The 26,078-nt window shown below is 58.9% G+C and carries 30 protein-coding genes; 12 read left to right on the forward strand and 18 right to left on the reverse strand.

From position 1 onward, the window contains the following. The first annotated feature begins 24 nt into the window (after nucleotides 1-24). Entirely contained in the window at nucleotides 25-969 is a 945-nt protein-coding gene (locus HMPREF9166_RS09470) for a Dyp-type peroxidase (protein ID WP_009753798.1), read from the forward strand. Nucleotides 970-1,023: 54 nt separating this feature from the next. Here HMPREF9166_RS09470 and HMPREF9166_RS09475 read toward each other — a convergent pair whose 3' ends face one another. Both HMPREF9166_RS09475 and pfkB read right to left on the reverse strand, forming a co-directional pair. After that, nucleotides 1,024-2,925: a fructose-specific PTS transporter subunit EIIC gene (locus HMPREF9166_RS09475; RefSeq protein ID WP_009753799.1), complete on the reverse strand. Its 1,902-nt coding sequence runs from the start codon at nucleotides 2,923-2,925 to the stop codon at nucleotides 1,024-1,026. A gap of 307 nt (nucleotides 2,926-3,232) precedes the next feature. Next, nucleotides 3,233-4,141, reverse strand: coding sequence for a 1-phosphofructokinase (gene pfkB / locus HMPREF9166_RS09480; protein WP_039981329.1), 909 nt, complete (start codon nucleotides 4,139-4,141; stop codon nucleotides 3,233-3,235). Between the two features lie 172 nt (nucleotides 4,142-4,313). Between pfkB and HMPREF9166_RS09485 the strand changes: the two genes are divergently transcribed. From HMPREF9166_RS09485 to HMPREF9166_RS09495, 4 genes are all read left to right on the forward strand, one after another. Continuing rightward, on the forward strand, nucleotides 4,314-5,252 hold the full coding sequence (locus HMPREF9166_RS09485) for a YitT family protein (RefSeq protein ID WP_009753802.1): 939 nt from the start codon (nucleotides 4,314-4,316) through the stop codon (nucleotides 5,250-5,252). Nucleotides 5,253-5,360: 108 nt separating this feature from the next. Then, complete coding sequence (locus HMPREF9166_RS12600) at nucleotides 5,361-5,549, forward strand: hypothetical protein (protein WP_139062658.1); 189 nt, start codon at nucleotides 5,361-5,363, stop codon at nucleotides 5,547-5,549. Next, a complete protein-coding gene (locus tag HMPREF9166_RS09490) occupies nucleotides 5,501-6,085 on the forward strand; it encodes a hypothetical protein (protein ID WP_009753803.1) in 585 nt (194 codons plus the stop codon). Before HMPREF9166_RS12600 ends, HMPREF9166_RS09490 begins: the two co-directional genes overlap by 49 nt. Continuing rightward, the gene (locus tag HMPREF9166_RS09495) at nucleotides 6,066-7,688 is read left to right on the forward strand and encodes an IS1182 family transposase (RefSeq protein ID WP_256359026.1); all 1,623 of its coding nucleotides are present in this window, start codon (nucleotides 6,066-6,068) and stop codon (nucleotides 7,686-7,688) included. The genes HMPREF9166_RS09490 and HMPREF9166_RS09495 overlap by 20 nt, the downstream gene beginning before the upstream one ends. A gap of 197 nt (nucleotides 7,689-7,885) precedes the next feature. Here HMPREF9166_RS09495 and HMPREF9166_RS09500 read toward each other — a convergent pair whose 3' ends face one another. From HMPREF9166_RS09500 to rsmI, 4 genes are all read right to left on the reverse strand, one after another. Further along, entirely contained in the window at nucleotides 7,886-8,671 is a 786-nt protein-coding gene (locus HMPREF9166_RS09500) for a TatD family hydrolase (protein WP_009753805.1), read from the reverse strand. Beyond that, nucleotides 8,668-10,218, reverse strand: a complete 1,551-nt coding sequence (gene metG, locus HMPREF9166_RS09505) for a methionine--tRNA ligase (RefSeq protein ID WP_009753806.1) — start codon at nucleotides 10,216-10,218, stop codon at nucleotides 8,668-8,670. The genes HMPREF9166_RS09500 and metG overlap by 4 nt, the downstream gene beginning before the upstream one ends. Nucleotides 10,219-10,464: 246 nt before the next feature. Beyond that, a complete protein-coding gene (locus HMPREF9166_RS09510; RefSeq protein ID WP_009753808.1) occupies nucleotides 10,465-10,773 on the reverse strand; it encodes a hypothetical protein in 309 nt (102 codons plus the stop codon). Then, entirely contained in the window at nucleotides 10,770-11,624 is an 855-nt protein-coding gene (gene rsmI / locus HMPREF9166_RS09515; protein ID WP_009753809.1) for a 16S rRNA (cytidine(1402)-2'-O)-methyltransferase, read from the reverse strand. The genes HMPREF9166_RS09510 and rsmI overlap by 4 nt, the downstream gene beginning before the upstream one ends. Nucleotides 11,625-11,831: 207 nt before the next feature. Between rsmI and HMPREF9166_RS09520 the strand changes: the two genes are divergently transcribed. The 4 genes from HMPREF9166_RS09520 (at nucleotide 11,832) to sstT (ending at nucleotide 16,288) form a co-directional block, all read left to right on the forward strand. Continuing rightward, nucleotides 11,832-12,518 carry a response regulator transcription factor gene (locus HMPREF9166_RS09520; protein ID WP_009753811.1) on the forward strand — a complete coding sequence of 229 codons (687 nt, stop codon included), beginning with the start codon at nucleotides 11,832-11,834 and terminating at the stop codon, nucleotides 12,516-12,518. Continuing rightward, the gene (locus HMPREF9166_RS09525) at nucleotides 12,502-13,932 is read left to right on the forward strand and encodes a cell wall metabolism sensor histidine kinase WalK (RefSeq protein ID WP_039981333.1); all 1,431 of its coding nucleotides are present in this window, start codon (nucleotides 12,502-12,504) and stop codon (nucleotides 13,930-13,932) included. Before HMPREF9166_RS09520 ends, HMPREF9166_RS09525 begins: the two co-directional genes overlap by 17 nt. Before the next feature lie 99 nt (nucleotides 13,933-14,031). Next, nucleotides 14,032-14,922, forward strand: a complete 891-nt coding sequence (gene rfbD / locus HMPREF9166_RS09530; protein ID WP_050749722.1) for a dTDP-4-dehydrorhamnose reductase — start codon at nucleotides 14,032-14,034, stop codon at nucleotides 14,920-14,922. Nucleotides 14,923-15,034: 112 nt separating this feature from the next. After that, nucleotides 15,035-16,288: a serine/threonine transporter SstT gene (gene sstT / locus HMPREF9166_RS09535; protein ID WP_009753814.1), complete on the forward strand. Its 1,254-nt coding sequence runs from the start codon at nucleotides 15,035-15,037 to the stop codon at nucleotides 16,286-16,288. 70 nt (nucleotides 16,289-16,358) lie between these two features. Here the strand turns inward: sstT and HMPREF9166_RS09540 are convergent, their stop codons facing one another. The 4 genes from HMPREF9166_RS09540 to HMPREF9166_RS09555 are packed head-to-tail and all read right to left on the reverse strand — an operon-like array spanning nucleotide 16,359 to nucleotide 19,106. Continuing rightward, complete coding sequence (locus HMPREF9166_RS09540) at nucleotides 16,359-16,913, reverse strand: biotin transporter BioY (protein ID WP_009753815.1); 555 nt, start codon at nucleotides 16,911-16,913, stop codon at nucleotides 16,359-16,361. A 32-nt stretch (nucleotides 16,914-16,945) separates the two neighbouring features. Next, entirely contained in the window at nucleotides 16,946-17,989 is a 1,044-nt protein-coding gene (holA, locus tag HMPREF9166_RS09545) for a DNA polymerase III subunit delta (RefSeq protein ID WP_009753816.1), read from the reverse strand. Continuing rightward, nucleotides 17,986-18,612: an MBL fold metallo-hydrolase gene (locus HMPREF9166_RS09550; RefSeq protein WP_009753817.1), complete on the reverse strand. Its 627-nt coding sequence runs from the start codon at nucleotides 18,610-18,612 to the stop codon at nucleotides 17,986-17,988. The genes holA and HMPREF9166_RS09550 overlap by 4 nt, the downstream gene beginning before the upstream one ends. After that, on the reverse strand, nucleotides 18,609-19,106 hold the full coding sequence (locus HMPREF9166_RS09555) for an N-acetyltransferase (protein WP_254655030.1): 498 nt from the start codon (nucleotides 19,104-19,106) through the stop codon (nucleotides 18,609-18,611). The genes HMPREF9166_RS09550 and HMPREF9166_RS09555 overlap by 4 nt, the downstream gene beginning before the upstream one ends. 275 nt (nucleotides 19,107-19,381) lie before the next feature. Between HMPREF9166_RS09555 and HMPREF9166_RS09560 the strand changes: the two genes are divergently transcribed. After that, a complete protein-coding gene (locus HMPREF9166_RS09560) occupies nucleotides 19,382-19,813 on the forward strand; it encodes an EamA family transporter (RefSeq protein ID WP_009753820.1) in 432 nt (143 codons plus the stop codon). A 67-nt stretch (nucleotides 19,814-19,880) separates the two neighbouring features. Here HMPREF9166_RS09560 and HMPREF9166_RS09565 read toward each other — a convergent pair whose 3' ends face one another. From HMPREF9166_RS09565 to HMPREF9166_RS09600, 8 genes are all read right to left on the reverse strand, one after another. Beyond that, nucleotides 19,881-20,174, reverse strand: a complete 294-nt coding sequence (locus HMPREF9166_RS09565; protein ID WP_009753821.1) for a hypothetical protein — start codon at nucleotides 20,172-20,174, stop codon at nucleotides 19,881-19,883. Nucleotides 20,175-20,305: 131 nt separating this feature from the next. Continuing rightward, nucleotides 20,306-20,833, reverse strand: coding sequence for an anaerobic ribonucleoside-triphosphate reductase activating protein (nrdG, locus tag HMPREF9166_RS09570; RefSeq protein WP_009753822.1), 528 nt, complete (start codon nucleotides 20,831-20,833; stop codon nucleotides 20,306-20,308). After that, nucleotides 20,805-21,089: an anaerobic ribonucleoside-triphosphate reductase gene (gene nrdD / locus HMPREF9166_RS09575; protein WP_006690262.1), complete on the reverse strand. Its 285-nt coding sequence runs from the start codon at nucleotides 21,087-21,089 to the stop codon at nucleotides 20,805-20,807. Before nrdD ends, nrdG begins: the two co-directional genes overlap by 29 nt. A 336-nt stretch (nucleotides 21,090-21,425) precedes the next feature. Continuing rightward, nucleotides 21,426-22,523, reverse strand: a complete 1,098-nt coding sequence (locus HMPREF9166_RS09580; protein ID WP_009753824.1) for a mechanosensitive ion channel family protein — start codon at nucleotides 22,521-22,523, stop codon at nucleotides 21,426-21,428. Nucleotides 22,524-22,557: 34 nt separating this feature from the next. Next, nucleotides 22,558-23,001 (reverse strand): hypothetical protein, encoded by a 444-nt coding sequence (locus HMPREF9166_RS09585; protein ID WP_009753825.1) that lies wholly within the window; start codon nucleotides 22,999-23,001, stop codon nucleotides 22,558-22,560. Continuing rightward, on the reverse strand, nucleotides 22,998-23,366 hold the full coding sequence (locus tag HMPREF9166_RS09590) for a response regulator transcription factor (protein ID WP_009753826.1): 369 nt from the start codon (nucleotides 23,364-23,366) through the stop codon (nucleotides 22,998-23,000). Before HMPREF9166_RS09590 ends, HMPREF9166_RS09585 begins: the two co-directional genes overlap by 4 nt. Continuing rightward, nucleotides 23,347-23,769 (reverse strand): cytidine deaminase, encoded by a 423-nt coding sequence (locus HMPREF9166_RS09595; protein WP_009753827.1) that lies wholly within the window; start codon nucleotides 23,767-23,769, stop codon nucleotides 23,347-23,349. The genes HMPREF9166_RS09590 and HMPREF9166_RS09595 overlap by 20 nt, the downstream gene beginning before the upstream one ends. Next, nucleotides 23,756-24,319, reverse strand: coding sequence for a GNAT family N-acetyltransferase (locus HMPREF9166_RS09600; protein ID WP_009753828.1), 564 nt, complete (start codon nucleotides 24,317-24,319; stop codon nucleotides 23,756-23,758). Before HMPREF9166_RS09600 ends, HMPREF9166_RS09595 begins: the two co-directional genes overlap by 14 nt. Before the next feature lie 202 nt (nucleotides 24,320-24,521). On the opposite strand from HMPREF9166_RS09600, the gene HMPREF9166_RS09605 reads away from it, so the two are divergent. Continuing rightward, a complete protein-coding gene (locus tag HMPREF9166_RS09605; protein WP_009753829.1) occupies nucleotides 24,522-24,995 on the forward strand; it encodes a hypothetical protein in 474 nt (157 codons plus the stop codon). Nucleotides 24,996-25,013: 18 nt separating this feature from the next. Beyond that, nucleotides 25,014-26,042, forward strand: coding sequence for a rod shape-determining protein (locus HMPREF9166_RS09610; protein WP_009753830.1), 1,029 nt, complete (start codon nucleotides 25,014-25,016; stop codon nucleotides 26,040-26,042). Nucleotides 26,043-26,078: the final 36 nt, after the last annotated feature.

Below are 26,078 nucleotides of genomic sequence, written 5' to 3' on the forward strand. Positions count from 1 at the left end.
TGTGCATGAAATAGGAGGTATACCATGGAGGTCAAGGCAGATCTTGCGCAGGATGTGTTCAAGGATGCGGGGGAGAGCGTCATTTTTGTCATGCTCTCGTTGAAGCGTGAGGACATCGAGAAGGAACGGGAGATCATCGCCGATATGGCGGACCGCATCGGTGCGATTCAGCGATCGATGAACATCCGCGTTGCACCGGAGACGGTGAAGCTCACCTTCGGCTTCAGCAACCGCGCATGGGAGTATCTCTTCCCGCATGCCGCGAAACCAAAGGAATTAGAGGATTTCAAGGGCGTCAATGGGAAGAACCATCAGGCCCCGACAACGCCTGCCGATCTCTTCCTGCACGTACGTGCAGATGAGGCATCGACGACCTATCTCGTCGTCGATCAGATCATGGGCTTCCTGCGCCCCATCGTGGATGTTGTGGATGAGACGCACGGTTTTCACTATCGTGAGGGTCGTGCCATCATCGACTTTATCGACGGGACGGAGAATCCCGTCGGTGAGGAGGCGAAGGAGTGGGCGATCATTGGCGCGGAGGATCCCGACTTCATCAATGGCTCCTATGCCTTCGCACAGAAGTATGTTCACGATCTCGATGCGTGGCGTGCCCTGCCGACCGAGGTGCAGGAAAAGTACATCGGCCGTCGGAAGTACAGCGATCTGGAGCTTGAAGACGACGAGAAGGACCCGCGCGCACACAACATCATCTCGCAGGACAACCGCGACGACGAGGAACACAAGATCGTGCGCATGAACGTCGTCTATGCGAACCCGGGCGAGGGCGTGCGCGGTACCTACTTCATCGGCTATGCACGCCACTGGGATGTGACGCGGCAGATGCTCACCAATATGTTTACGCAGGACGATCGTCTGCTTGAGTACTCGACGGCACTGAAGGGACAGCTCTTCTTCATCCCGTCGAAGGAGCTCATGGGGCGCATCGCCGAGAGTGAATTGTTCTAAAACGGAAAATACCGCCGTGCCGAGGATCTCGGTGCGGCGGTATTTTCTATGCCGTTATTCTTTGATCGGTTTTTTGAGCATCGACAGGATGACAGCACCGACGATGGCGCCGATGATGATGCTCACGAGGTACATGAGCGGGTTGCCGATGGTCGGGACGACGAAGATGCCGCCGTGGGGCGCACGCAGCGTGCAGTCAAAGACCATGGTGAGTGCGCCCGCAAGTGCCGAGCCGACGACCATCGAGGGGATGACGCGGACGGGGTCGGCAGCAGCAAAGGGAATGGCACCCTCCGTAATGAAGGAGAGCCCCATGACGTAGTTCGTGATGCCCGCCTTGCGCTGGCTCTCGGTGAAGCGGTTCTTAAAGAGGGTAGTCGCGAGGGCAATCGCGAGCGGCGGAACCATGCCGCCGGCCATGACTGCCGCCATGACGTGATACTCGCCCGAGGCGAGGAGCCCCGTGCCCGTGACATACGCCGCCTTGTTGATTGGGCCGCCCATGTCGATCGCCATCATGCCGCCGACGACAATGCCCATAAGGACGCGCGCTGAGGGATCCATGCTGCCGAGTGTCGCGACCATCCATGTGTTGATGGCGGCGACGGGCGGCGTGATGATGAAAAGGGTGATAAAGCCGATGATGAGGATGCCGAAGAACGGGTAGAGCAGGACGGGCTTGATGCCGTCGAGTGCGGCGGGCAGTCCCGCAAAGCCCTTCTTCAGCAGGTTGACGGCATAGCCGCCGATAAATCCTGCGAGGAGTGCACCGAGGAAGCCCGTGCCGTGTGCACCCGCGAGCGCGCCGCCGACGAAGCCGACGGCGAGACCGGGGCGGTCAGCGATGGACATGGCGATGAAGCCCGCGAGAACGGGAAGCATAAAGCCGAACGATGCGCCGCCGACATCCATGAAGAATTTGGCGAGCGGGGTGTTCGAGCCGAAATGCGACGGGTCAATCGTGTAGTCGTCAAAGAGGAAGGCGAGGGCGATGAGGATACCGCCGCCGACGACGAACGGGAGCATGTGCGAGACGCCGTTCATGAGGTGCTTGTAGATCTGGCGTCCGAGGCTCTCCTCCTCGGATGCATCCGCCCCCTCTGCCGTATCCGCACCGCTCGCGTGATAGACGGGCGCAGAGCCCGCGAGAGCACGGTCGATGAGCTCATCTGCCTTGTTGATGCCGTCCGCAACCTTCGTGATGACGACGCGGTGTCCGTCAAAGCGCGACATGGCGACGTTCTTGTCCGCCGCAACGATGATGCCGTCGGCAGCGGCGATCTCCTCCGGTGTGAGGACGTTCTTCACGCCCGCCGAGCCGTTCGTCTCGACCTTGATGGAGATGCCGCGTTTCTTCGCGTGCTGTTCCAGGCTCTCCGCCGCCATAAAGGTGTGCGCGATGCCCGTGGGGCAGGCGGTGACGGCGAGGATCTGGATGTGGTCGGCGGCAGGTGCGCTCTCCGTGCTCTCCTCTGCCGCGTTCGGTGCGGTGAAGGTGCCGTTTTCCTTCGCGTCGATGAGGCCGCGGAATTCCTCGACGGTCTTGGCGGCGATGAGTGCTTCCTTGAAGTCGGGATCCATAATCATGGTCGCAAGGCTGGAGAGAATGGTGAGGTGCTCGTCGTTTGCGCCGTTCGGTGCGGCAATCATGAAGAAGAGGCGGCTCGGATTGCCGTCCATCGCGGCAAAGTCCATGCCGTCGGGGATGGTCATGGCGGCGAGACCTGCTGCCTTTACGCCGTCGCTCTTGGCGTGCGGGGTTGCAATGCCGTCGCCGAGGCCCGTCGTGCCGCTCGCCTCACGTGCGAGTACGTCCTTGACGTACTGTTCCTTGTTACTGAGGTTTCCACCCTTTTCCATGCAGTCCGCGAGCAGGCGGATGGCTGCCTCCTTGGAGGCGGGGGCGGAGACGCCGAGAGCAATGCTCTCGGGCTTCAAAAGGTCGTTGATATGCAAAGGGAAAACCCTCCTTTTTCATTGTGTTGTATCTGCTGTGCAATATTCCTTGAAAATATCCGCATTGTTTGGAGTGGCGTGCAGTCCTTTAGCAAACCCTAGTGGAGCAACCGGCACAGAGTGTGCGACCCGCCCACTGCGGATTTTAATCGTTCAAGCGCAGCGCGTTTGGAATCCGCAGGTATTTTGGCGGACGAGCACACGACCGCTTGCGCAACGAGGGTTCTGCGCAGGACACACGCCACATGGGATTGCACAGCTGCGATAGGTTTACGTTCATACACGCAGGACGCACGCCGCTCTTACATTACGCGATTGTTTTCAGCAGCGCGAGAGCCTCCTCGCGCGTGGCAAGGTTCTCGGAGAATGCCGAGGCGGAGCCGGTCGCAACGCCCATGTAGAAGGCGCGCTCGTAGTCGCCGTCCGACTCCATATAGCCTGCGAGGAAGCCTGCGACCATTGAGTCGCCTGCGCCGACAGAGTTGACGAGTGTGCCCTTCGGCGCGGCAGAGCGATAGAATACGCCCTCCTCGGTGAGGAGGATCGCACCGTCGCCCGCCATGGAGATGAGGACGTTTGTCGCACCCTCGTCCTGCAGGCGTTTCGCATGCTCGATGATCTCGTCGTCTGTGTTCAATGTCACGCCGAACATCTCGCCAAGCTCGTGATTGTTTGGCTTGATGAGGAACGGGTGATACTTCAGCACACGCCGCAGAAGGTTCTTCGTCGCATCCACGACAATGCGGATGCCGCGCCCGTCGAGGTGTTCCATGATGCGTTCATAGATATCGTCGGGCAGGGTATTCGGAATCGACCCTGCGAGGACGAGGGTGTCACCGTGTGAGAGACGATCGAGCTTTTCAAAGAGGGCGCGCTGCGCTTCGGGCGGAATCTTCGGCCCCTGCCCGTTGATCTCCGTCTCACGCTCCGCCTTGATCTTGACGTTGATGCGTGAGAACCCTTCGTCGAGATGTACGAAGTCCTCCGTCACATTGAATGAGCGGAGCTGCTGCTGCATCGCCATGCCTGTGAATCCCGCGAGGAAGCCGAGTGCCGTTGCATCATGCCCGAGATTTTTCAGTACGATGGCGACGTTGATGCCCTTGCCTCCCGGCAGGATCTGCTCATAGTTCACGCGGTTGATCTCGCCCGGGGTGAACTGCTCCAATCGGACGATGTAGTCAATCGACGGATTGAAGGTGACCGTGTAGATCATATACATCCCTCCTGTCCCATTACAGATGAATCTCTTTCCAATATTGCCATCATATAATGCAGGCACAGTAAAGTCAAGAAAGTCGTTCTCATAGCGGTGGACTTGTCAGCGGATTTTCTTTCCTCTATAATAAAAAAGAAAGGTACAGCGTTTTGGGGGAATGGGAGGACGTATGAACGAAATCGTAGACAGCAGTACTGAGCAGGTGCTCGTGGAGGCACAGGAAAAGCCGGCACCGACGCCGCGCCCCAAGAAGGCAGCTCCGAAGGGGGCATTTTTCTACATCAAAAAATGCCTGCGGCTCATTATCGGTGCCTTCATCACTGCCGTAGGACTCGATCTTTTCCTCATCCCGAACAATGTCATCGACGGTGGTGTTGTGGGTCTGTCGATCATGTCGCAGACCATCACGGGCATGAGTCTCGGTGTGTTTCTCGTGCTCTATAATATTCCCTTTGTCTTTATGGGGTACAAACAGATCGGCAAGAGTTTCGCGCTCTCGACGGTCTTTGCCATCATCATGCTCTCGATCTGGTCGAGTGTGCTTCATGACGTACCGCAGGTGACGAATGACCCGTTCCTCGCTGCGATCTTCGGCGGCGTGGTGACGGGGCTCGGCGTCGGCATCGTCATGCGTACGGGCGGCTGCTTCGACGGGACAGAGATCGTCGCGATCATCATGGATGCGCGGACCCAGTTCTCCGTCGGCGAGGTGGTCATGTTCATCAACCTCTTTATCCTCTCCTCGGCGGGGCTGCTCTACGGCTGGGACAAGGCGATGTACTCGCTCTTTGCCTACTTCGTCATCGCAAAGATGATCGACGTCGTGCTGAAGGGACTCGATGAGTCGTATGCCGTCATGATCGTCACGAACGAGCACGAGGAGGTCACCGCCGCCCTCAACGAGCGGCTCGGACGCGGTGTGACGCTGCTCCACGGGGCTGGCGGCTACACGGGCGAGGCGAAGGAAGTCCTCTACTGCGTGGTGACGCGCCTCGAGCTGGACAAGCTCAAGGAAATCGTCCTCGACAAGGACGAGCGCGCCTTTGTGACCATCAATGCCGTGCATGACATCGTGGGCGGACGGTTCAAGAAAAAGGCGATTCACTAAGGATTCCCCAAAGCCTCCCCCGCACACGCGGGGGAGGGGGACCGTGAAGCGGTGGAAGGGGTACCGTCTGCGGTGTATCCGTGCTTCCCTGGGGGAGATCGATAGGATATGCAACAGTTTCTGAGATATACGGCTCTGCTGAGCGTCTTTCTCCTGCTCCTGCCCACGGCACCTGCGCTGGCAGCTGCGCGTATCGCACAGCTGCCGCTCGTGGTGGAGGGCGTGCAGGGGATGTCGATGCGGAGACGGTGGATGCGCTCGAGGAGATGGTCGCGCGCGATCTCCACATGCCGCTGAACGATACGATGGGCTGGCTCACCTACGTCGATGACCGTGCGCTGATGGATGCGTATGATAGTGCCTGTGGGCAGTATGCCACGCGGCGCGGCTATGACTATCCTGTCGTCCTGCGTGCGATGGCAGATGCCGTGGAGGCAGACCTCGTCGTTCTGCCGATCCTCACGACCTACTATGAGGAGATATATTACACGAGTATCTTCTATGAGGAGAATTTTCTGCACAGCGGTGCCGCCGTCCGCCTACTCGTCTATGACCGCGCAACGGGGGAGATCATTGACCGCCGCGATGCGCGCTTATACGCGGATGAGGATCAGCCGAGCGGCAGGGCGTATGTCCTCGCGGGCGAGGTGGTGCGTAACGTCCTCGCCGCGGCTAATCTCCGTGCACACCTGTGCGACCTGCGCGAGACGGCGCGAGGGGTATCATACCACAAAAAGGGGCTGTTGCACGAAACAAACGTGCAGCAGCCTCAATTTTGTGCAAAAACACCGGCTTCTGGCGTAAAATATGAGTATGCAACAAATTTTACATAAGGATTATACATCCTACGGAGGCACATTTCAACCCAGCCTCCCCCTCAACTTTGAATTTCAAATCAAGAAAGACGATCCCGTTCGTCTCCTGCTCCACTGCATCCATCAAATGGATCTTACCCCACTTTACAGGAGCTTTCGACGTGCCGAGCGGAATCTCGTATCACTGCATCAGCTGCTTGCCATCCTCATCTACGCATACATGAATCAAATCTACAGTTCCCGCCGCATCGAGGAGGTATGCCTAAGGGACATCCACTTCATGTATCTGCTCGAAGGACGACCCGCACCCGATCACACAACCATCGCCCGTTTTCGCAGGGATCACTTTGCCCCCTGCGCCAAGGAGATTCTGTCACAAATGGCGAAGTTTCTTGCATCCGTTGGAGCCATCTCGTTTGAGAACCTCTTTGTTGACGGCACAAAGATCGAAGCAGTTGCGGGCAAGTACACCTTCGTTTGGAAAAAAGGCGTTGCAAAGAACCGTGCCAAACTCATGGAGAAACTCGATGCCTTTCTTGCCGGCGTAGAAAAAGAGTTCAGTATCCACCTGCGCCGTGGCTCTGAGATCCGCCTCCACCATCTGAAACGTCTGCACCGACGTTTGAAACGCATACAAAGAGAGCAAAACATCATCTTCGTTTACGGGCGTGGAAAACGAAAGACCGTGCTTCAGCGTACCATGGGGACACTGGACTCTTACATCAGCCATCTGAAGGACTACACAAAGAAGCTGCACATCTGCGGGGATCGCAACAGCTTTTCCAAGACAGATTATGAAGCAACCTTCATGCGGATGAAAGAAGATGCAATGAAGAACGGGCAGTTAAAGCCGGCATATAATCTGCAATATGGCGTGGAGGCATCCTTTATCGTATGGGCGGGTGTTTACCCGAACCCGACAGATACACGGACACTCATCCCGTTCTTGGAGGATTTTCATGCACACATCGGAAAAAGGAGTCGGAAACTCGTCGCTGATGCAGGATATGAGAGTGAGGAGAACTACCTGTATTTGAGGGAAAAGGGACAGGCCTCCTACATCAAGCCGAACAACTACGAAGTGAGCAAGAAGCGCAAATGGAAGCAGGATATCGGGCGGCGGGAGAACATGAACTACCTTGCGGCGGAGGATGTCTACCAGTGCGCCGAGGGGCGGCGACTCGTTGTGACGGGGACGCGCAGGACAAAGAGTGCGAGCGGGTATGTGAGCGAAAAGACCATCTACACGTGTACAGACTGCAACGGCTGCGAAAGAAAGAAGCAGTGCATCCATGGCAACCACAGCAAGATACCAATGGAGGAACGAACCAAGAGATTGGAGGTCGCCAAGGTCTTTCAACGAGAGCGTGCAAAGAACCTTGCACGGATCAAGAGCACGGAAGGCATCGTTTTGCGGATGAACCGCAGCATCCAGGCAGAGGGCGTCTTTGCACAGATCAAGGGGGCCTTTGGATTTCGCCGCTTTCTTACGAGAGGGCGTGCGAATGTCTTGGGTGAGGCCATTCTGCTGGCACTGGCACACAACGTCTTCAAACTGCACCAGAAGATACAGAGCGAGACGTTGGAGCGGCATCTGGTACCATTGAGAGAAGCGGCATAAGAAGATGTCGGAAAGAAACCAATCAGGGCACACGAATAAGGGCGAGCATTGCAATCGTCCGTATTCGTGTGCCCTATTTCTGTAGGGGGGCAAGTTTTCGTTACCGTTGTTTCGCCGATCTGCCCCTATACGAAAAGATGGACTGTTGCACAAAGATAAATTTACCTTCATGCAACAGTCCCTTTTTTGAGCGATAATTATGTACCATTCTGCAGCTTTGGATAGAGCCGCTCTGCGTTCTCCGTCGTATAGCGTGCGACGTCCTCGATGGTCTCGCCGCGGATCTCGGCGATCTTGGCGGCGATATGCGTGATGCAGGCGGGCTCGTTGCGCTTGCCGCGCAGGGGGACGGGAGCGAGGTAGGGGCAGTCCGTCTCGACGAGGAGTTTGTCTGCCGGAGCCTCGCGGACGATGTCGGGCAGTTTCGCCGCATTCTTGTACGTGAGCGGCCCGTCAATGCCAATGTACCAGCCCATCTTCCACAGCTCACGAGCCATCTCAAGACTGCCCGAGTAGCAGTGGAGGACGCCCGTGAGTCCCGCCCCCTCGGCGCGCAGCATGGCGAGTGTGTCGCCGTGCGCCTCGCGGTCATGGATGCAGACGGGAAGCCCCGCCTCGCGTGCGAGGTCAAGCTGCGCTGCAAGGAGGTCGCGCTGCAGGGCGCGGCGCGACGCGTCCTTTTCCCAGTAGTAGTCGAGTCCGATCTCGCCGACGGCGACGACCTTCGGATGCTGTGCCCATGTGAGGAGCTGACGGCGCATCTCGTCCGTCAGCACACACGCGCTCTCGGGGTGGATTCCGACGGCGGCATAGAGTGCGGGATATTCCTCCGCATCCTGCACCGCCTGCGCAGATGCCGCCATCGTATCGCCCATGCTGATGATCTTCGTTACGCCAGCCTCACGCGCGCGTGCGATCACGTCGCTGCGGTCATCGTCGAATTTTTCGTCGCAGAGGTGGGCGTGCGTGTCGATGAGTGTCATGCCTTCTCGACCTCGATGCGCGGGAAGAGCTGCTCTGCCGTGCCGACCGTATGCCCGTCAGGCGTTGTGCCCCATGCGGCGATGTCCGCCAGCTGCACGCCGTCAAAGTCCGCATGGAAGCCGAGCTGCTCGTGAATGCGGCGTGCCGTCGTCGGCATGAACGGCGCGATGAGGACGCTGACGATGTGCAGCGTCTCGACAAGGTGATAGAGTACAGCGTCAAGCTGTGCCGCCTTCGCTTCGTCCTTGGCGAGCATCCACGGCGCAGTTTCGTCGATGTACTTGTTCGTGCGCGAGATCAGTGCCCAGACGGTCTTTACTGCGGCGGAGAGCTCCATCGCGTCCATCTGCTCCGTATAGTCGCGCACCGTCGCCGCCGTCATCGTTTCGAGTGCCGCGTCGAAGTCCGTGCGCCCTTCACCCTTTGTGATAACGCCCTTCCGATATTTTTTTGCCATGGAGAGCGTGCGGTGAAGCAGGTTGCCGAGATCGTTCGCCAGATCGGAGTTGATGCGTCCGATGAGCGCATCGCGCGAGATGTTGCCGTCCTGTCCGAGTGCGATCTCGCGCAGGAGAAAGTAGCGGATGGCGTCCGCGCCGAACTCCTCGATGAGGGCGACGGGGTCGACGACGTTGCCGACCGACTTCGACATCTTGGCACCGTTGACGATGAGCCAGCCGTGGCCGTAGACTTTTTTCGGCAGGTCAAGCCCGAGCGCCATAAGCATACAGCCCCAGATGATCGTGTGAAAGCGCACGATTTCCTTGCCGACGAGATGCACGTCCGCCGGCCAGTATTTATGGAACATTTCCTTGTCGTGGAGGTAGCCGATCGGCGTGAGATAGTTCGTCAGTGCGTCGAACCAAACGTAGACGACGTGCTTTGGGTCAAACGGCACGGGGATGCCCCAGTCGAACGAGGTGCGCGAGACACACAGATCCTCCAGTCCCTGCTCGATGAAGGCGATCATCTCGTTGCGGCGCGAGACGGGCTGGATGAAGTCGGGATGCTCGTTGATGTAGGCGAGCAGACGATCCGCATACTTGCTCATGCGGAAGAAGTACGCCTCCTCGGAGACCTCCTGCACGGGGCGGTGGCAGTCGGGGCAGCAGCCGTTCTCGTCGAGCTGCAGCCTCGTCCAGTAGCTCTCGCACGGCGTGCAGTAGAGTCCCTTGTACTCACCCTTGTAGATGTCGCCCTGATCGTAGATGCGCTGGAAGATGTCCTGCACGAGCTCATAGTGGCGCGGCTGCGTCGTACGGATGAAGTCGTCGTAGGAGATGCCGAGCAGCCGCCACAGCTCTTGAAAGCTCGCAACGATGCGGTCGACGTACCGGATGGGCGTGATGCCCTCCTTCTCCGCCGCCTGCTGGATCTTCTGCCCGTGCTCATCCGAGCCGGTCAGGAAGAACACATCGAAGCCCGCGAGCCGCTTGTAGCGCGCAATGGTATCCGCAACCGTCGTGCAGTAGGCGTGACCGATGTGCAGCTTCGCGCTTGGGTAGTAGATGGGGGTGGTGATGTAAAATGGAGTCTTTTCGCTCATAAATCATGCCTCGTTTCGATATAATTTCCTGTATATAGTAGCACAGAGTGTGCGGGGTGACAACTGCGGCGGCATTCATATACACAGAGAACTGTATTTATCATATCTACTTTTACAAGAATGATGTGCTCTGGACGAACATCTCCATCAGTATCCGTGCCGCTGCGTACAATCGTCTCCGCTAGGAAAGCACGGATACATTTCTGTATCGGGGATGAACGGCGGTGTCTGTATGTATCGGCATGGTCAAGCGGAGACATTTTTTACCGCGTGAATGACCTTGTCTGCAACCGCCCGATACACGGCCCAACTGCGATCATAGTGATTGCACTCACAGCAGACATAGCCGATAAACCCTGCCAACTCATCAAGAGCAGGGGGATCCCGCCACGGAGGACATCCCTCCAGCCGCTTGCAGATCAAGTGAACCTCATGCTCATATTCGTCCAGCGGCGCACACGGAAACAAATGCAGGGGGTCCCATTCGTCGATGACCTTTTTCACGGCGAGAAAGGTCTCCAACTGTGGTATTGATGCGCTTAAATACAGATTCATGTATCGCATAGCTTCTCCCCCAGCACCGCCTGATACACATTCCGCCGCGAGATGCCGAGTTCCTGCGCGGTGCGGCGCATGGCTTCCTTCTTGTCGAGCCCTGCGGCGATATGTGCTGCATAACGCTCCGTGAGGGACATCTCCTCCCCATCATCCGCGGCGACATTCTCATCTGCGCCCGCGACGACGATCACGAACTCGCCGCGCGGCTCGTTCTCTCGGTAGTAGTCTGAGAGCTCGCCGAGCGGCGCACGGCGGAACTCCTCGAACTTCTTCGTCAGTTCGCGTGCGGCGCACGCCTGCCGCTCCCTTCCAAGGCACTCTGTGAGAGCGTCAAGCGTTTCACGCAGACGATGCGGCGCCTCGTAGAAGATGAGCGTCTCGGGGGAGGCGGCGACGCGTGCCAGCACCTCGCGCCGTTTCTTTTCCTTGCGCGGGAGAAAGCCGACGAAGGTGAATCCTTCGAGTGGGAGTCCCGCGCAGATGAGTGCGGATAGTGCGGCGTTCGCGCCCGGCAGCGGGGTGACGGAGATACCGGCGGCGACGGCGCGGCGCACAAGATCCCCGCCGGGATCGGCGATGCCCGGGAGCCCCGCATCGCTGACGCAGACGATGGTCTCCCCTGCCTGCATCCGTGCGATGAGTTCGGGGCCCTTGGCATCCTTGTTGTGCTCATGGTAGCTGGTCATGGGCGTATGGATGTCGTAGTGCGCGAGGAGTCCGCGCGTATGGCGCGTGTCCTCGGCGGCGATGAGATCCGCCGTGCGCAGCATCTCAACGGCGCGGTAGGTGATGTCGCCGAGGTTGCCGATGGGCGTTGCACAGAGATAGAGCCGTCCGTTTTCGTTCACTGCTGTTCCTCCATTTTGTCATTCCTACCCTGTTTTATACGGGACGGATGCACTATTGTCAAGGAAAACCAAAAGAAAACCGGGGGAAATCGTCATGTCCTTAAAATTTCGATTATATTTTGCTGTTTTCGCTTTTAATTCTTCCTGCATTCATATATAGTATAGGCATTAAATACATCAATAGGGAAATGATGTGAGGTGTTTCAGATGGAAGAGAAGACACATGTCCTTATCGTGGAGGATGAGACGCGAATTGCCCGTTTTTTGCAGATGGAATTAGAGCACGAGGGCTTTACGGCCGAGATCGAGGGGAACGGTACGCGTGCCTATGAGCGCATCATTCAGGAGAATTTCGACATTATCCTGCTCGATGTGATGTTGCCCGGCATGGACGGGATCGAGATTTGCCGCCGTGTGCGCACGGTGTCAAACGTGCCCATCATCATGCTGACGGCGCGCGATGCAGTGGAGGACAGGGTCGAGGGACTCGACATCGGTGCGGACGACTACATCACGAAGCCGTTTGCCGTGCCTGAGCTGATCGCACGCATCCGCAACGCGCTCCGCCGCCGCGATATCTCGACGGACGATGCATCCGACCGCCTGACGGTGAAAAATCTCATCATGTTCCTCTCGCGCTATGAGGTGCAGGTGGATGGGGAGACGGTCGCGCTTACAAAGCGCGAGTATGACCTCCTGGAGTATCTCCTGCGCAACAAGCGTACAGTGCTGACCCGCGATCAAATTCTGCAGGAGGTATGGGGCTTCGACTACACGGGCGAGACCAACGTCGTCGATGTCTACATTCGCTATCTGCGCGCCAAGCTGGATGACCGCTTCCATAAGAAGTACATTTATACGGTGCGGGGCGTCGGCTATGTGGTGCGCGATTAGGAGACGACTGTCGGACTGGGCTGACCGCTGTCTCTATATCCGCATCTCAACCAAGATCACGTTGATGTATGCCGCCATCCTCTTTTTCGTGCTTATTCTTTCTACGACGATTCTGGGGATGGGCGCATACATCTTTTTTTATCGGCAGGCAGAGGTCGATCTCGACCGCAGTATCCGTCATGTGATGAACAACATCGAGAGCGGAAATGCGGCCGAAGCGAAGTTCTGGTTTGAGGGACCCGTGATCCCCGGCGTGATCGTGCGGATAACGGATGATGCGGGGCGCGTTGTTCTCGATACGGATCCGCACTTTCCGTCGAATGCGGCGATCGAGCAGGGCCGAGTGCAGACGCCGTTCTGGGCAAACCCCGAGATGGAGGTCTCCGAGTTCCGCAACGGCTCGGTCTATCATGCTCAGCGTACGATCGAGTACGGCGGCACCACCTATCGGATTCATTTTTTACGCACGATTACGACGGAAAAGGATTTTTTCTACTCGCTGCAGCGGCTGCTCTTCTATACCGTTGCGATCTGCTTTGTGCTCGCGCTCATCGCAGGGCATTTCATCAGTCGGCGCATTCTGACACCGATTCGCGCGATCACGCGGACGGCGGGCAGCATCGAGGTGGAGCGCCTCGGACAGCGTCTCACGATCCCGCGCGCGCGCGATGAGCTCTCGGAGCTGGCGCGTACGTTCAACCGAATGCTTGAGCGTCTGCAGGAGGGCTTTGTCCAGCAGCAGAGGTTTGTCTCGGATGCCTCCCATGAGCTGCGCACGCCGCTGACGGTCATCCTCGGATACTCCGACATGCTCTCGCGCTGGGGGCGTGAGGATAAGGAGATCCTCGAGGAGGGCATCACGGCGATCCGCTCTGAGGCGGAGAATATGCAGCAGCTCATCGAGAAACTGCTCTTCCTCGCGCGTGCCGACCAGAAGCGTCAGGCAGTGCACAAGGAGACGGTGCTTCTTGCGGAGATTCTCTCGGATACGATGGAAAAGATGCAGATGGTGACGAGCTCGCACGAGGTGGTTCTGGATAGGAACGACGAAGCGGTGGTCAGCGCCGATCCCGTTCTCCTGCGTCAGCTCTTCCGCATCTTCCTCGAAAACAGCCGAAAGTACACGCCTGCCGGAGGCCACATCCGTGCGTCGTCCATCATGGCCGCGGACGGCAAATCCGTCACGGTGACGCTCTCGGACGACGGCATCGGTATCGCGCCGGAACATCAGGCGCATATCTTCGAGCGGTTCTACCGCGTGGACTCCTCGCGTACGAAGGAGACGGGCGGCTCTGGGCTGGGGCTCTCGATCGCCCGATGGATCGCCGAGCAGCATGGCATCCGCATCGCGGTGAAGAGCGCAGAGGGGCAGGGGACTGCCATCTCCCTTGTGATGCCGACACTTAAATCATAGTGTATACTGAAAAGGCGTCGCCCATGGGCGGCGCCTTTGTGATACAATAAGAGCAAGAAATCACGGATAATACGCATGGAAAAGAAAGGACGGATTGCGATGAAAATCCTCATCACGGGAGCGACGGGACAGCTCGGCTATGACTGCGTGAAGGAGTTCCGTGCGCGCGGACACGAGGTACACGGCGTCTCCTCGGAGCTCTTTCCGCTGTCGGACGAGAATGTCATGCGTGCCGTCATCGAGGCGACCGAGCCGGACGCCATCCTCCATGCAGCCGCATACACCGCCGTGGACAAGGCAGAGGACGAGCCTGCCCGCTGCCGTCTCATCAATGCGGCGGGGACGGAGATCCTCGCACGTCTTGCCGCGGAGCGCGGGATCAGGCTGCTCTACATCAGTACGGACTACGTTTTCCCCGGGACAGGCACGACGCCGTATGAGACGGATGATATGACGGGACCGCGCAACGTCTACGGTGCGTCGAAGCTCATGGGCGAGGAGGCGGTCATGGCGCATCTCTCCCAGTACTTCATCGTCCGCATTTCGTGGGTGTTCGGCATCCACGGCAAGAATTTTGTCAAGACCATGCTGACCCTCGCGCAGGAGCACAAGAGTCTCTCCGTCGTCGGCGATCAGGTTGGCTCACCGACCTATACACATGACCTCGCTTCGCTGCTCGCCGATATGATTGCATCGGAGAAGTACGGCATCTACCACGCGACCAACGAGGGCTTCTGCTCGTGGGCGCAGTTCGCTGCTGAGGTCTTCCGTGCGGCAGGGAAGGCGGTGAGCGTCACCTCTGTGCCCACGCACAGCTATCCGACAAAGGCGGTGCGCCCGCTGAACTCGCGCCTCAGCAAGAAGAGTCTCGATGCGGCGGGGTTCCGCCGCCTGCCCCCGTGGCAGAATGCCGTGGCGCGGTACATCGAGGAGCTGCGGCAGGAGGAGGAGGGAGGATCTCCGTCCATGATGCAGAATGCAGAAGCCTAATCAGAATACAGTAGGTCTGATGTTGACGGGGGCGTGACAAGACACGCCCATTCTGCTATAATAACGGATGTTTTTTTATATCCCATCATCGATTCCCTAAGGAGGAGATTTTTTGTTCAGAAGTATCAGCCGCAAATACCGTGAGACGGCACTCATCAAGCTCATCGCGGTCGGACTTATCATCGGTATCCTCATCGCGCTCTATGCGCCCGCCGCAATCCCACTCGTCGCCGTGCTCGGCGACGTGTTCGTGCGTGCCCTGAAGGGCGTCGCACCGATCCTCGTCTTTGTGCTCGTCATGAATGCCATGGCGCAGCGTACGGTCGGTGCGGGATCAGCGCTCAAGCCCATCGTGCGCCTCTACGTTATCGCGACGTTCCTTGCGTCCATCGTCGCCGTAGCGTTCTCGTTTGCCTTTCCCTCGTCTCTCCACCTCGTCGTGGCAGAGGCGTCGGTTACACCGCCGAGCGGCATCGTCGAGGTTGTTCACAATCTGATCCTCAACGTCGTTGACAATCCACTCCACGCCATTGCAAACGCGAACTACATCGGCATCCTCGCGTGGAGTATTCTTGCAGGCGTCGCCCTGCAGAAGGCGAATGCAACGACAAAGAATACCGTGCGCGACTTTGCCGTCGTCATGACGCAGATCGTCCTCTGGGTCATCCGCTTTGCCCCGTTCGGCATCATGGGACTCGTGGCGGACGCGGTCGGCACGAATGGCACGGATGCGATTGTCAGCTATCTGCATCTGCTCGCCGTCCTCCTCGGGGCATTCTTCTCTGTTGCGCTTATCATGAACCCGATCATCGTCTGGCTGCACATTCGCCGCAACCCGTTCCCCCTCGTTATCACAACGCTGCGCGAGAGCGGCATCTACGCATTCTTTACGCGCAGCTCGGCGGCAAATATCCCCGTCAATATGCAGCTGTGCAAGCGCCTCGGACTGAACCCTGATATCTACTCCATCTCCATTCCGCTCGGCGCGACGATCAACATGAGCGGCGCGGCGATCACGATCGCCGTACTCTCGCTCGCGGCAGCACATACGCTGAACGTCACAGTCGATCTGCCGACGGCACTTCTGCTCTGCCTTGTCGCCACCGTTGGTGCGTGCGGCGCATCGGGCGTTGCGGGCGGATCGCTGCTCCTCATCCCCGTTGCCTGCTCCTCGTTCGGCATCAGCAACGACATTGCGATGCAGGTCGTCGGCGTCGGCTTTATCATCGGCGTTCTGCAGGATTCCTGTGAGACGGCGCTCAACAGCTCGACTGACGTGCTCTTTACCGCGACGGCAGAGTTTGCCGACCGTGCGCGTGCGGGCACACTCAAGGATGAGGACATGGTACCGAAAGACGAGACCTGATCCTCCCGGTAAGACAAGAACCTGCCATAGATTTTATGACCTATGGCAGGTTCTTTTTGCCTGTATCTTTTTAGAAATAGCGAAGCCGCCGATTAAGTGTCACGCCGAGCGCTGCTGCAGCAACGGCTTTGATGAGATCGCCCGGGATGAACTGGACGAGCGCCATGAAGGCGGCGCTAATGCCGACGAATTTATCGCCGAAGAGAATGGTCAGCCACAGCGTCGCAAAGAGATATGTGATGGGGACGCTGATGAGCGCGCCGACGAGGGCGTAGCGTGGAAAGGACGGCGTATGTCCCTTGAGGAGGCTCATCAGTGTATAGGCGACAAGAAACCCGATGAAAAAGCCACCGCGCGGTCCCATGATGATGCCGAGTCCGCCGACACCGCCCGCAAAGACGGGCAGGCCAATCGCGCCGATCAGTGTGTAGCCGATGAGCACGACGGCGGTCTGGCGCGGGGTCAGGACGAGTGCCGCGAGGCACATGACGAAGGTCTGCATCGTCAGCGGTGCCATGAAGGGGACGGGAATGGCGATATAGGCACTCACGCAGATCAGCGCGATGCAGAGCGCCATCCGCGTGGTATTCCGGACGGAGAAAAAACGATCATCGTACGATATCATAACAATAATGCCTTCTTTCTTATATGGAGAAATTATTTGCGGCACAGGCGGATGATGATGTCCTCGAGCAGTTCGTCGCCCGCCTGTCCCGTCTTCAGCAGGTAGTCGGCATCGGCGAGGGCGAGGACGGCATCCCGCAGCGTGGATTCTCGAAAGCCGCGCGCGTGCCCGCCGAGTTTTTCGGCGATGAAGGGGTGCAGCCCCATGATCTTGCCGAGCCCCTTGGGTGGTGTTCCGCTCGCGAGGAGGCGCCGCGCCTGCCAGAGATGGCGGACGTGCCGCGTCAGGAGGGCGAGCAGTACGGTGAAGTGCACGCCGTCTGCGCGGCAGCGAGCGAGGAGATCCATGGCGCGCCGCACGTCGCGCGCGCTGATGGCATCCATGAGCGCAAAGACGGAGACCTCGGGCATCTCCGAGAACGCCGCGCGCAGATCCGCCTCCGTGAACTGTTTGTTGTCGGTGTAGAGCGTGAGCTTTTCCAGCTGCCGGTCGAGAAACTCCAGTGAGATCGTCTGCATCATGCCGACGACATTCAGAAAGAATGTGCGCGCCTCGCGCTGCATGGAGCGCCCCATCTCGCGCAGACGCTCGTTCAGCCATCCCTCGACATTCCACGGACGCACGGCCTCGCTCTCGAGGATGCGCCCCGCCTTCTGCACTGTCTGATAGAGTTTGCGCCGCTTGTCGGGCTTTGCATTGAGGGTAAATACGACATAGGTCGTCGGCAGGAGGTTCGTCAGGAGGGCGAGAAGACGCTCCGCCGCAGCGTCCTTCGGCGCAGGTGTATCGCCCTCCGCCGCCTTTTTCCCCGCGCGAAAGACGGCGGCGTCATGGACGAGGACGACGATCTTGTCCGTGAAAAAGGGGGCGGTCTCCAGTGACTCGGCCAGCGCGTCGATGGCGGGCATCTCCTCATAGCGGATGAGCGCGTCTGCACGCTCGGCGGCATCGGGCAGGAGACGGCGCAGGATCGCCTCCTCGGCGCGGCGGATGTAGTACGGTTCCTCCCCGGCGAGGAGGTAGATCTGCGGCGGCGTGCCCTGTGCGAGCGACGCCATAAACTCATGAGCGTTCATCGGCGATAGCGTGCCAGCTCATCGCCGACCGTCGTCGGCTCCGTGTGCCCCGAGTAGAGCACTGTATCGGGCGGCAGGGTAAAGACCTGCGTCCGAATGCTCTCCCAGAGTGCCGACGTGTCGCCGCCCGGGAAGTCTGTGCGCCCGACGCTCGCGAAAAAGATCGTGTCGCCGACGAACGCGATACCGTCGTGTGCGCTGTAAAAGATGCAGGAGTCCGTCGTATGCCCCGGCGTATAGCGCACCTCAAGTGACAGCGCAGGATTTGCTGCGAGTGCGATGTGCGCGCCGTTGGCGAACGTCTCCACATCGGCGAGCGTCACGGGCGCACCGCCCCATGTGGAGAGATTCCAGTTCGGGTCGCTGCAGTAGCGCGGGCTCTCCGCAGCGGCACAGACGGGACAGGGAATGTGTGCACGGAAGTCGTCCACGCCGCCGATGTGGTCGAAGTGACAGTGCGTGAGGAGCAGCCGCTCGATCGTCCAGCCGCGCTCTGCGGCGTGTGCAGCGAGGCGGCCGCCCTCTGCTCCTGCGTCGATGAGAAAGCCGTGCTTTGACTCGTCGTCGATGTAGAAATAGGAATGGGTCGGGATCATATCGCCGACGGTGACGCATTCGATCATGGGTGAGACTCCTTTATCCATTCATAGGCGCGACGCGGGGTGCCATCCGCGACATAGATCGTGCCGCAGAAGACGAATCCAGCCGCGCACAATAGATGCTGCATGGGGTGATTGTCCTCGTGTGTATCGGCACGCAGATGGCTGTACTGTGTGCGTGCAAAGTCCAATACGGCGCGGAATGTGCCGCGGTGCGAGCCGTCGCTGCCCACGCGGTGGAGGGTGGCGTACGGCGTATCGTCGCGCCATGCGCCATTCTCGATGTGCGTGTAGGTCGGATCGTCGCCCGCGATGAGGGCAAAGACGGCATGAGGCGCGGCGCCTGCATCTTGCAGGACATAGCTCACGCCGCGCGCGATGTCCGCACGGAGAAGTTCCTCTGCGGGATAGCCGCCGCTCCACTGCGTAGGGTTGCCCACCGCGCGCATCGCTGCGCGTGCCGCGTCGTAGATGCGCAGCATCTCCGGGATGTCCTGTACTGCTGCCTGTCGTATCATGAAATTTCCCCCCATATTTTTCCCTTATTTTACACGATCGGGAGGGATTTTGAAAGCCATGTTTGTCGATGTGTGCTATACTGTCAAGGTTAAGGAAGCAGGGATCAATTCAGCACCGCCGTCTTCGTCCATCTTTTTCGCCCTGTGCCGGCAAATCCTCCGCATAGCCTCTGCTGTGCGTCCGGTTTGCTGCCTCCATCGGAAAAAAATCTACGCCAATCTGAGACACTGTTTTATCAGAGATTCCTTAAATTCCTCGCAGGGAGGGGAAATCCATGCGCTTATGGCTCATCTATGCACTGCTCTCGGCGCTGTGCGCGGCGTTTGTCTCGATCTTCGGCAAGGTTGGGCTTGCGGGGTTCGACAGCAGTGCCGCGACGGCGGTGCGCGCCGTCATCATGGCACTGTTCCTCATCGGCGTGGTCATCGCCGAGGGACATGCGGGCAGCCTGCCGCAGGTCTTCGCCGACACGAAGGCACTTGGCTTTGTCGCGCTCAGCGGCATCGCGGGCGCGCTCTCGTGGCTCTTTTACTTCATGGCACTCAAGGAGGGAGCTGTCTCACAGGTCGCGCCGATCGACAAACTCAGTGTCGTCTTTGCCGTCCTCCTTGCGATCCTGATCTTCGGCGACAAGATCAGCGTCCTGCACGGCGTCGCCATTGCGCTGATCGCGGCAGGCGGACTCATCTTGGCGATATTTCCCTGAGAAATATCATCTGTATTTGTACACAAAAAAGAACCCCACATGCCGATCTTTTGCATGTGGGGCGACTTTATTCCTCTTTTTCATGAATCTTTTTTGCAGCGCGTGCCAAATAGTCTGCGATTTCGCCCGTGTGCTCTGCGGGCACCCAAACGGGAGCCTTCGGTTTCCACATATCATCGCTCTTCTTGCGCCAGAATGGTGTGATGGCAGTATAGCGCCGCCCGCGCGAGCGGATGATCGAGACGCGGATCGCCTGCGTTGCTGAGATCTCGAGCATTCCGATCTCCGTGGTCGCGTCGATGCTCAGCGCAAAATCCTGTGCCTTTTTCAGGTTTTGCGCTCGTGTTGTCTTTGTTGCCATACTTATTTCCTCCCGATAAATTCATTCTCTCCTGTTCATCATACCAATTTTTGGAGGAATTGCAATGTTTTTTATAGGAAACACCCCGCGTGGAAGTGTTCTGTTCCTATGCGGGGTATTCCGTATGGCCATTATTCATCTGTGTACCGCAGGGTCAGCCGCCCCGTCGCGCGCGTTGCAGCGAGATCGATGACGCGCTGGTTGCGCGAGCCGCGAAAATGGAGGGTGAGGTCGCGCTCCTCCTCGCGGTAGTCGCCGTCGACGAGGACGTCGAGCTCGTCTAGGAGGGCATCCACGGCGGGGTTTTTCTGTGCACGCAGCTCCTCAAGGGTGTAGCCTGTGTAGCTCCAGACATCGAGACCCCGTTCGTGCGCCGCGCGTGCGAGAGGAAGCAGTGCTGCAGGCTGCAGAAAGGGCTCACCGCCGCTGAGGGTGAGCCCTGTGAGAAGAGGATTGGCGTCGAGGTCTTGAAGCACCGCGCCGACGGTGGTGACCCGTCCGCCGTCCGTCGGCTGTGTATCAGGGTTGTGACAGCCGGGACAGCGGCGCGGGCAGCCTTGGGTAAAGACGGTTAGCCGTATCCCCTCACCGTCGACGATGGAGTCGCGCGCAATCCCTGCGATACGGATCTCAGTGGAGTCCGTGCTTGACACGCTCATGCTCTTCTGCCTGCTTTGCGTTGTTCCAGCGATCCGTCGTGCCAACGAGGTAGCCCGTGATGCGGCGGATACGCTCGAACTTCGGCTGACGCATCTCGTAGCCGAGGGTGACGCGGCCGTCGTCCGCTCCCGTAATGGAGAGACGGTCGAGCTTCTCGTTGGTCTGCCCCTCGATGTAGGCGATGTAGTTCTCAACCTCGTGCGGGGTGATGTCCGAAAGTCCGTTGACGGTGACGTTGATGTCGTTGACGATCATGCTTCATTCTCCTTTTCCCGCGCGGCGGCGGGTCTTTGTTAGCGTTTGCAGCTCTGTGCCGCGCTGCGAGTAGAATTATACAACATCTTGTGTATGAACGTCAATAGAAAATCTATATATAGTTGTTTGTGCACAAAGTTATCCACAAGGATTTTTAGGAACAGCATGGGACTTTCATAAAAAAACCCGCTGTCATGCGGCTTGAGGGGGCATGACAACAGGTTGTAGTTATCCACAGTTTCCCTAGGGAAAAGCTGTGCATCCTGTGGATAAGAGTGGACGGATGTGTGATGTTCCATTAGATACTATGAGCAGCTGCTTCGCATGGACAACGCGTCATGCATTTTGTGCCTTTGTCGGGGCAGGTGTCTCTGCGGGTGCATCCTCCTGTTCCTGGATGACTGTGCGGATGGGGTAGGGGATGTCGATGCCCTCGATACGGTAGCGATCGGTGAGTGCCTTGATGAAATCGTGGATGATGAGTCCCTGCTGGTCGAACTGGCTCGACGGCAGGATCACGGCGAAGTCGATGGAGGAGTCGTTAAATTTCGTATAGCGCACGAGCGGCTCGGCGTTGGGGTTGTTGTCAACGCGCGCGAGCACTTCCTTTGCCGTCTCGATGGTGACGCGCTCGACCAGCGCGAGATCACTGTCATAGGCGACACCGACGGGGACGCTGATGTTGAGGCTGCGCGTGGGCAGGCTGAAGTTCGTGATGTTCGCGCCTGCAATGGTCTTGTTCGGAATGACGACGGTGTTGCTTGCGCCGACGGGGACGATGGTGGTGAAACGCCATGCGATGTCAGTGACACGTCCCTCCTCGCCTGTGCCGAGGCGGATGTAGTCGCCGATGCGGATCTGCTTCGAGAGGATGAGGTGCAGCCCCGCGAAGATGTTGGCGAGCGTCTCCTGCAGGGCGAGGGCGACCGCCATGCCGCCGACGCCAGCGGCCGTGAGGATGGGCGCGATGGAGATGCCGTAGTACTGGAGGATGACGAGGACACCCATGACGTAGATGACGCCGATGAGGATGTTGTTGAGCAGCGTGGTCTTCGGGAGATCCTTGTTCGACCGCTCAAAGTACATGGTGACGACGCCGTCCACCGTACGCGCAAAGACACGCGTGATGGTGATGACGTTGCTCGTGAAGAGCAGATAGGACAGCATTTTCGTCAGGGTCGGCGAGATCTCGACGGCATCGATCGCCCAGTAGAGGCCGATGATGAAGCTGAAGAAGATCGGCACGCCGTGCATGGAGCGGATAAAGACGTATTTCCACGTGCTCTCATCGACCGCAAGGTGATGGTTGATGTAGCGGCGGATGAGGCGGTCGGTGATGATGCCGACGGTGAGTGCGCCGAGAACGATGCACGTCGGGACGAGAAGGAGCTCGACGAGTGCCTTGACGTCAAGGGACTGCAGAGATGTAAACAAGAGGGACTCCTTTCATGAGAGAAGCAATCAATAGTTATGTAAGAAACTCTTCGCGCGATGCCATGAGCTGCATCGTGCCGGACGGACACGCGATGGAGAGACTGAACAGGGGCGCGGCGGGCACAGCGCTGCCGAGCGCATGGCGCGGCGGGTCGATGATGGAGACGGCAGAGCCGTGCGCGCGCATCTGTGAGGAGAAATGTCCGTTGATGACGTTGAACAGCTCGCAGGCAGCATCGACGGCGAGGTCACCCATGCCGCTGAGGGAGATGCCGCTGTATCCCGAGGCGAGCGCGTAAAATGTGTCGAGCGAGGCGGCGAGCGCGACGATGAGCGGACTGCCGTTCATCGTGAGATGCTGGGATATGGTGATGTAGGGCGGATCTTCCGCTGCCTGTTTCGCCGTCGCCGTGATGTGGGCATAGGCGGACAGCCCCGCAAGAAAGCTCTCCATATACGTTGCATGCAGCTCGGTCATACGTCCTCCAGGCGCCGCCGCATCTTGCCGATGGCGGCGGTGATCTCGCTGTCCGCGTATGGCTTTCGGATAAAGAGGAGCGCGCCGCACTCCTCTGCGGCGGCGATGTTCTCCTCCGTGGCGGCGGTGGAGAGGATGGTGACGGGAAGCTGCGGCCGTGCAGCGTGCAGGCGCCGCAGAACGCTGATGCCGTCGAGCTTCGGCAGGATGAGATCGAGGAATACTGCATCGGGTGCGTCGGCGTCGACGCGCGCGAGCGCCTCCTCTCCGTCGCGTGCCTCGACGACGCTGTGGCCGCGGTCACAGAGCTCCGCTTTGAGCTTCATGCGCACGAGGCGCGAGTCGTCAACGATGAGAAATTTCATCGCTCTCCTCCTTTGCAGGCAGTGCCGCCGCCCCGAAGGCGCAGGGCAATAGCTCGGCGGGGGTCATGACGCGCACCGCACCCGCCGTGTTTGCAAGCAGGATGCGGCGGATGGGGAACTCCATAAGCATCTGCCGGCACATGCCGCAGGGCGCACAGACGTCGGGGCTGTCCGCGATGACGGCGAGTGCTGCAAAACGCCGCTCGCCGTGGCTGACCGCTGCCGCGAGGGCGGCGCGCTCGGCACAGATGCCGACGGGGTAGGAGGCGTTCTCGACGTTGACGCCCTCGTAGACGTTGCCGCTCTCGGTGAGGAGTGCCGCACCGACGGCAAAGCCGGAGTACGGAGCGTAGGCGCGTGCGCGTGCGGCAGCGGCACGCGCGATGAGTTCATCGTCCGTCATGCGGCTGCCCTCCCTCTAGCTCAAGCCCCGCACGCTTGCGCGCGGCATACTCGCGGTTGAGGATGCCGAGAATGACGAGGTTCTCGTAGGCATTTCGGTAGAGAATGGTCTCGCGGATGAGTGCCTCGCGCACCATGCCCTCGCTCTCATAGAGATGGAGGGCGCGCGCGTTGTAGTCCTTGCAGTCGAGCCATGCACGGTGTGCCCCCATGTCCTCAAACGCCCACGCCTTGAGGAGCTTCATCGCCTCGTGCCCGTAGCCAAGCCCCTTTTTGGCGATGACGACGTGCGTCCACTCCTGCTCCTTGGACGGGAGCAGCAGCCCACCAACGTGCAGGTAGCCGACGCGCTCGCCGCTGCCGCGCTCTTCGACAATGATGTCGAGGGCGGCCTTTGCCTGCGTGATAATGATCGTGTGCTCTTCGCGCGTGAACGGAACGATGTAGTTCCTGTTGTCCGCGTCCTCCTGCAGGGCACATATATAGTCGATGTCCTCCTCGGCGGCGCGGCGCAGGATGAGGCGCGGCCCCTCTCTTAGCAGTTCAGCCATAGTATATCCTCCCACTCGTGACAATAATGTTCCTCTATTTTACATGGAAGGGAGGGGAAAATGCAAATCTTTCCTGATGAGCAGGGAATGATGTTGACGATACGGAATGAAAAACATATAATGAAGATTGCAGCTTAGGGAATGTAAACAGCTTAGGGAATGTAAACAGCTTAGGGAATGTAAATAGAAGCGGAGGGCAACCATGGAGGAGCAGAAAAAACTGTCGGTACGCGATGTGCTGTGGCGCAAAAAACACGCGCGGGACAAGGTGCTCGATGCCGTGGGGAAATTGTGCGAAGAGGCGTGGGCTGTGGTAGAGAAGCTCGCCAATGACCGCACATCGTCGGCGAAGGACGCCGCGCAGGCGAGGGAACTGGGGCTGCGGCTGCGCGCGCTCGGCTATCTCATTGAGGGCGAGCACTACATCGACCGCATTGCCTTTGAACTGCGCAGCAAGGAGGTTTATCTCAAGACCAACGAGGTCTCGCAGGCGTATGTCGCGGAGATGGTCGTCTCCTTTTTGGATACGATCATCGCCTATGTCACGCAGAGTACATGGGACGACAGGGACCTGCGCGGCCCGTACACGGATGCACTCAAGCAGTCGCTGAATGCGATCCGCCAGTCGCTGGTTCCGGAAGAAGAAAAGCAGGACGATTCTAAGGAGGATCGTTGATTAGGGGGATTTCCATACATGTTTGGTATGTCAATGGACATAGGAATTGATCTGGGGACGGCAAATGTGCTCGTCTATGTGAAGCGGAAGGGGGTTGTCCTGAAGGAACCGTCGGTCGTGGCGGTCAACCGTGATACGAATCAGGTGCTCGCCATCGGCGAGGAGGCACGGCAGATGATCGGGCGTACGCCCGGCAATATCATCGCCATCCGCCCGCTGCGCGACGGCGTGATTGCGGACTATGACATCACGGAGAGCATGCTGCGCTTCTTCATCGACAAGGTGGTTGGACGCAGCATAGTCTTTCGTCCGCGCATCATGATCTGCATCCCCTCGGGGGTGACGATGGTGGAGCAGCGTGCCGTACAGGAAGCCGCTGAGCAGGCGGGCGCGCGCCACATCCAGCTCATCGAGGAGCCGCTCGCAGCGGCGATGGGCGCGGGCCTTGACATCGTGGAGGCACAGGGCTCGATGGTCGTCGACATCGGCGGCGGCACCTCAGACATCGCCGTCATCAGTCTCGGCGGCGTTGTGACGAGCGCGAGTATCCGCGTCGCGGGTGATACCTTCGATGAGGACATCATCGACTATGTCAAGCGCGAGTTCAACCTGCTCATCGGCGAGCGCACGGCGGAGGAGATCAAGATCCGCGTCGGCGCGGCATATACGGCGGCGCGGCGCGAGCAGATGGAGATCCGCGGCCGCGACCTCCTCTCGGGGCTGCCGAAGAACATTACCATCTCCACGGCACAGGCATCGTCCGCTATCGAGTCCTCGGTCATGCGCATTGTGGACTGCGTGAAAAAGGTGCTCGAGGAGACACCTCCGGAGCTCGCCGCCGACATCATGGATCGCGGTATCGTTCTGACGGGCGGCGGTGCCCTGCTCTATGGCATGGCAGAGCTCATCCTGCGCGAGACGGGGACGCCGACGATTGTCGCCGATGACCCCATGTCCTGCGTTGCCCTCGGCTGCGGCAAGGCTCTCGATATTTTCGATAAATTCGACGGCAAGGCGACGAACACATCGTTTGGACGTAAGAAATAAATAAATAGAGGGAAAACGAAATTTACAGCGAAATTA

It is taken from the genome of Selenomonas sp. oral taxon 149 str. 67H29BP, assembly GCF_000146365.1.
In the GTDB taxonomy this organism is placed as follows: domain Bacteria; phylum Bacillota; class Negativicutes; order Selenomonadales; family Selenomonadaceae; genus Centipeda; species Centipeda felix.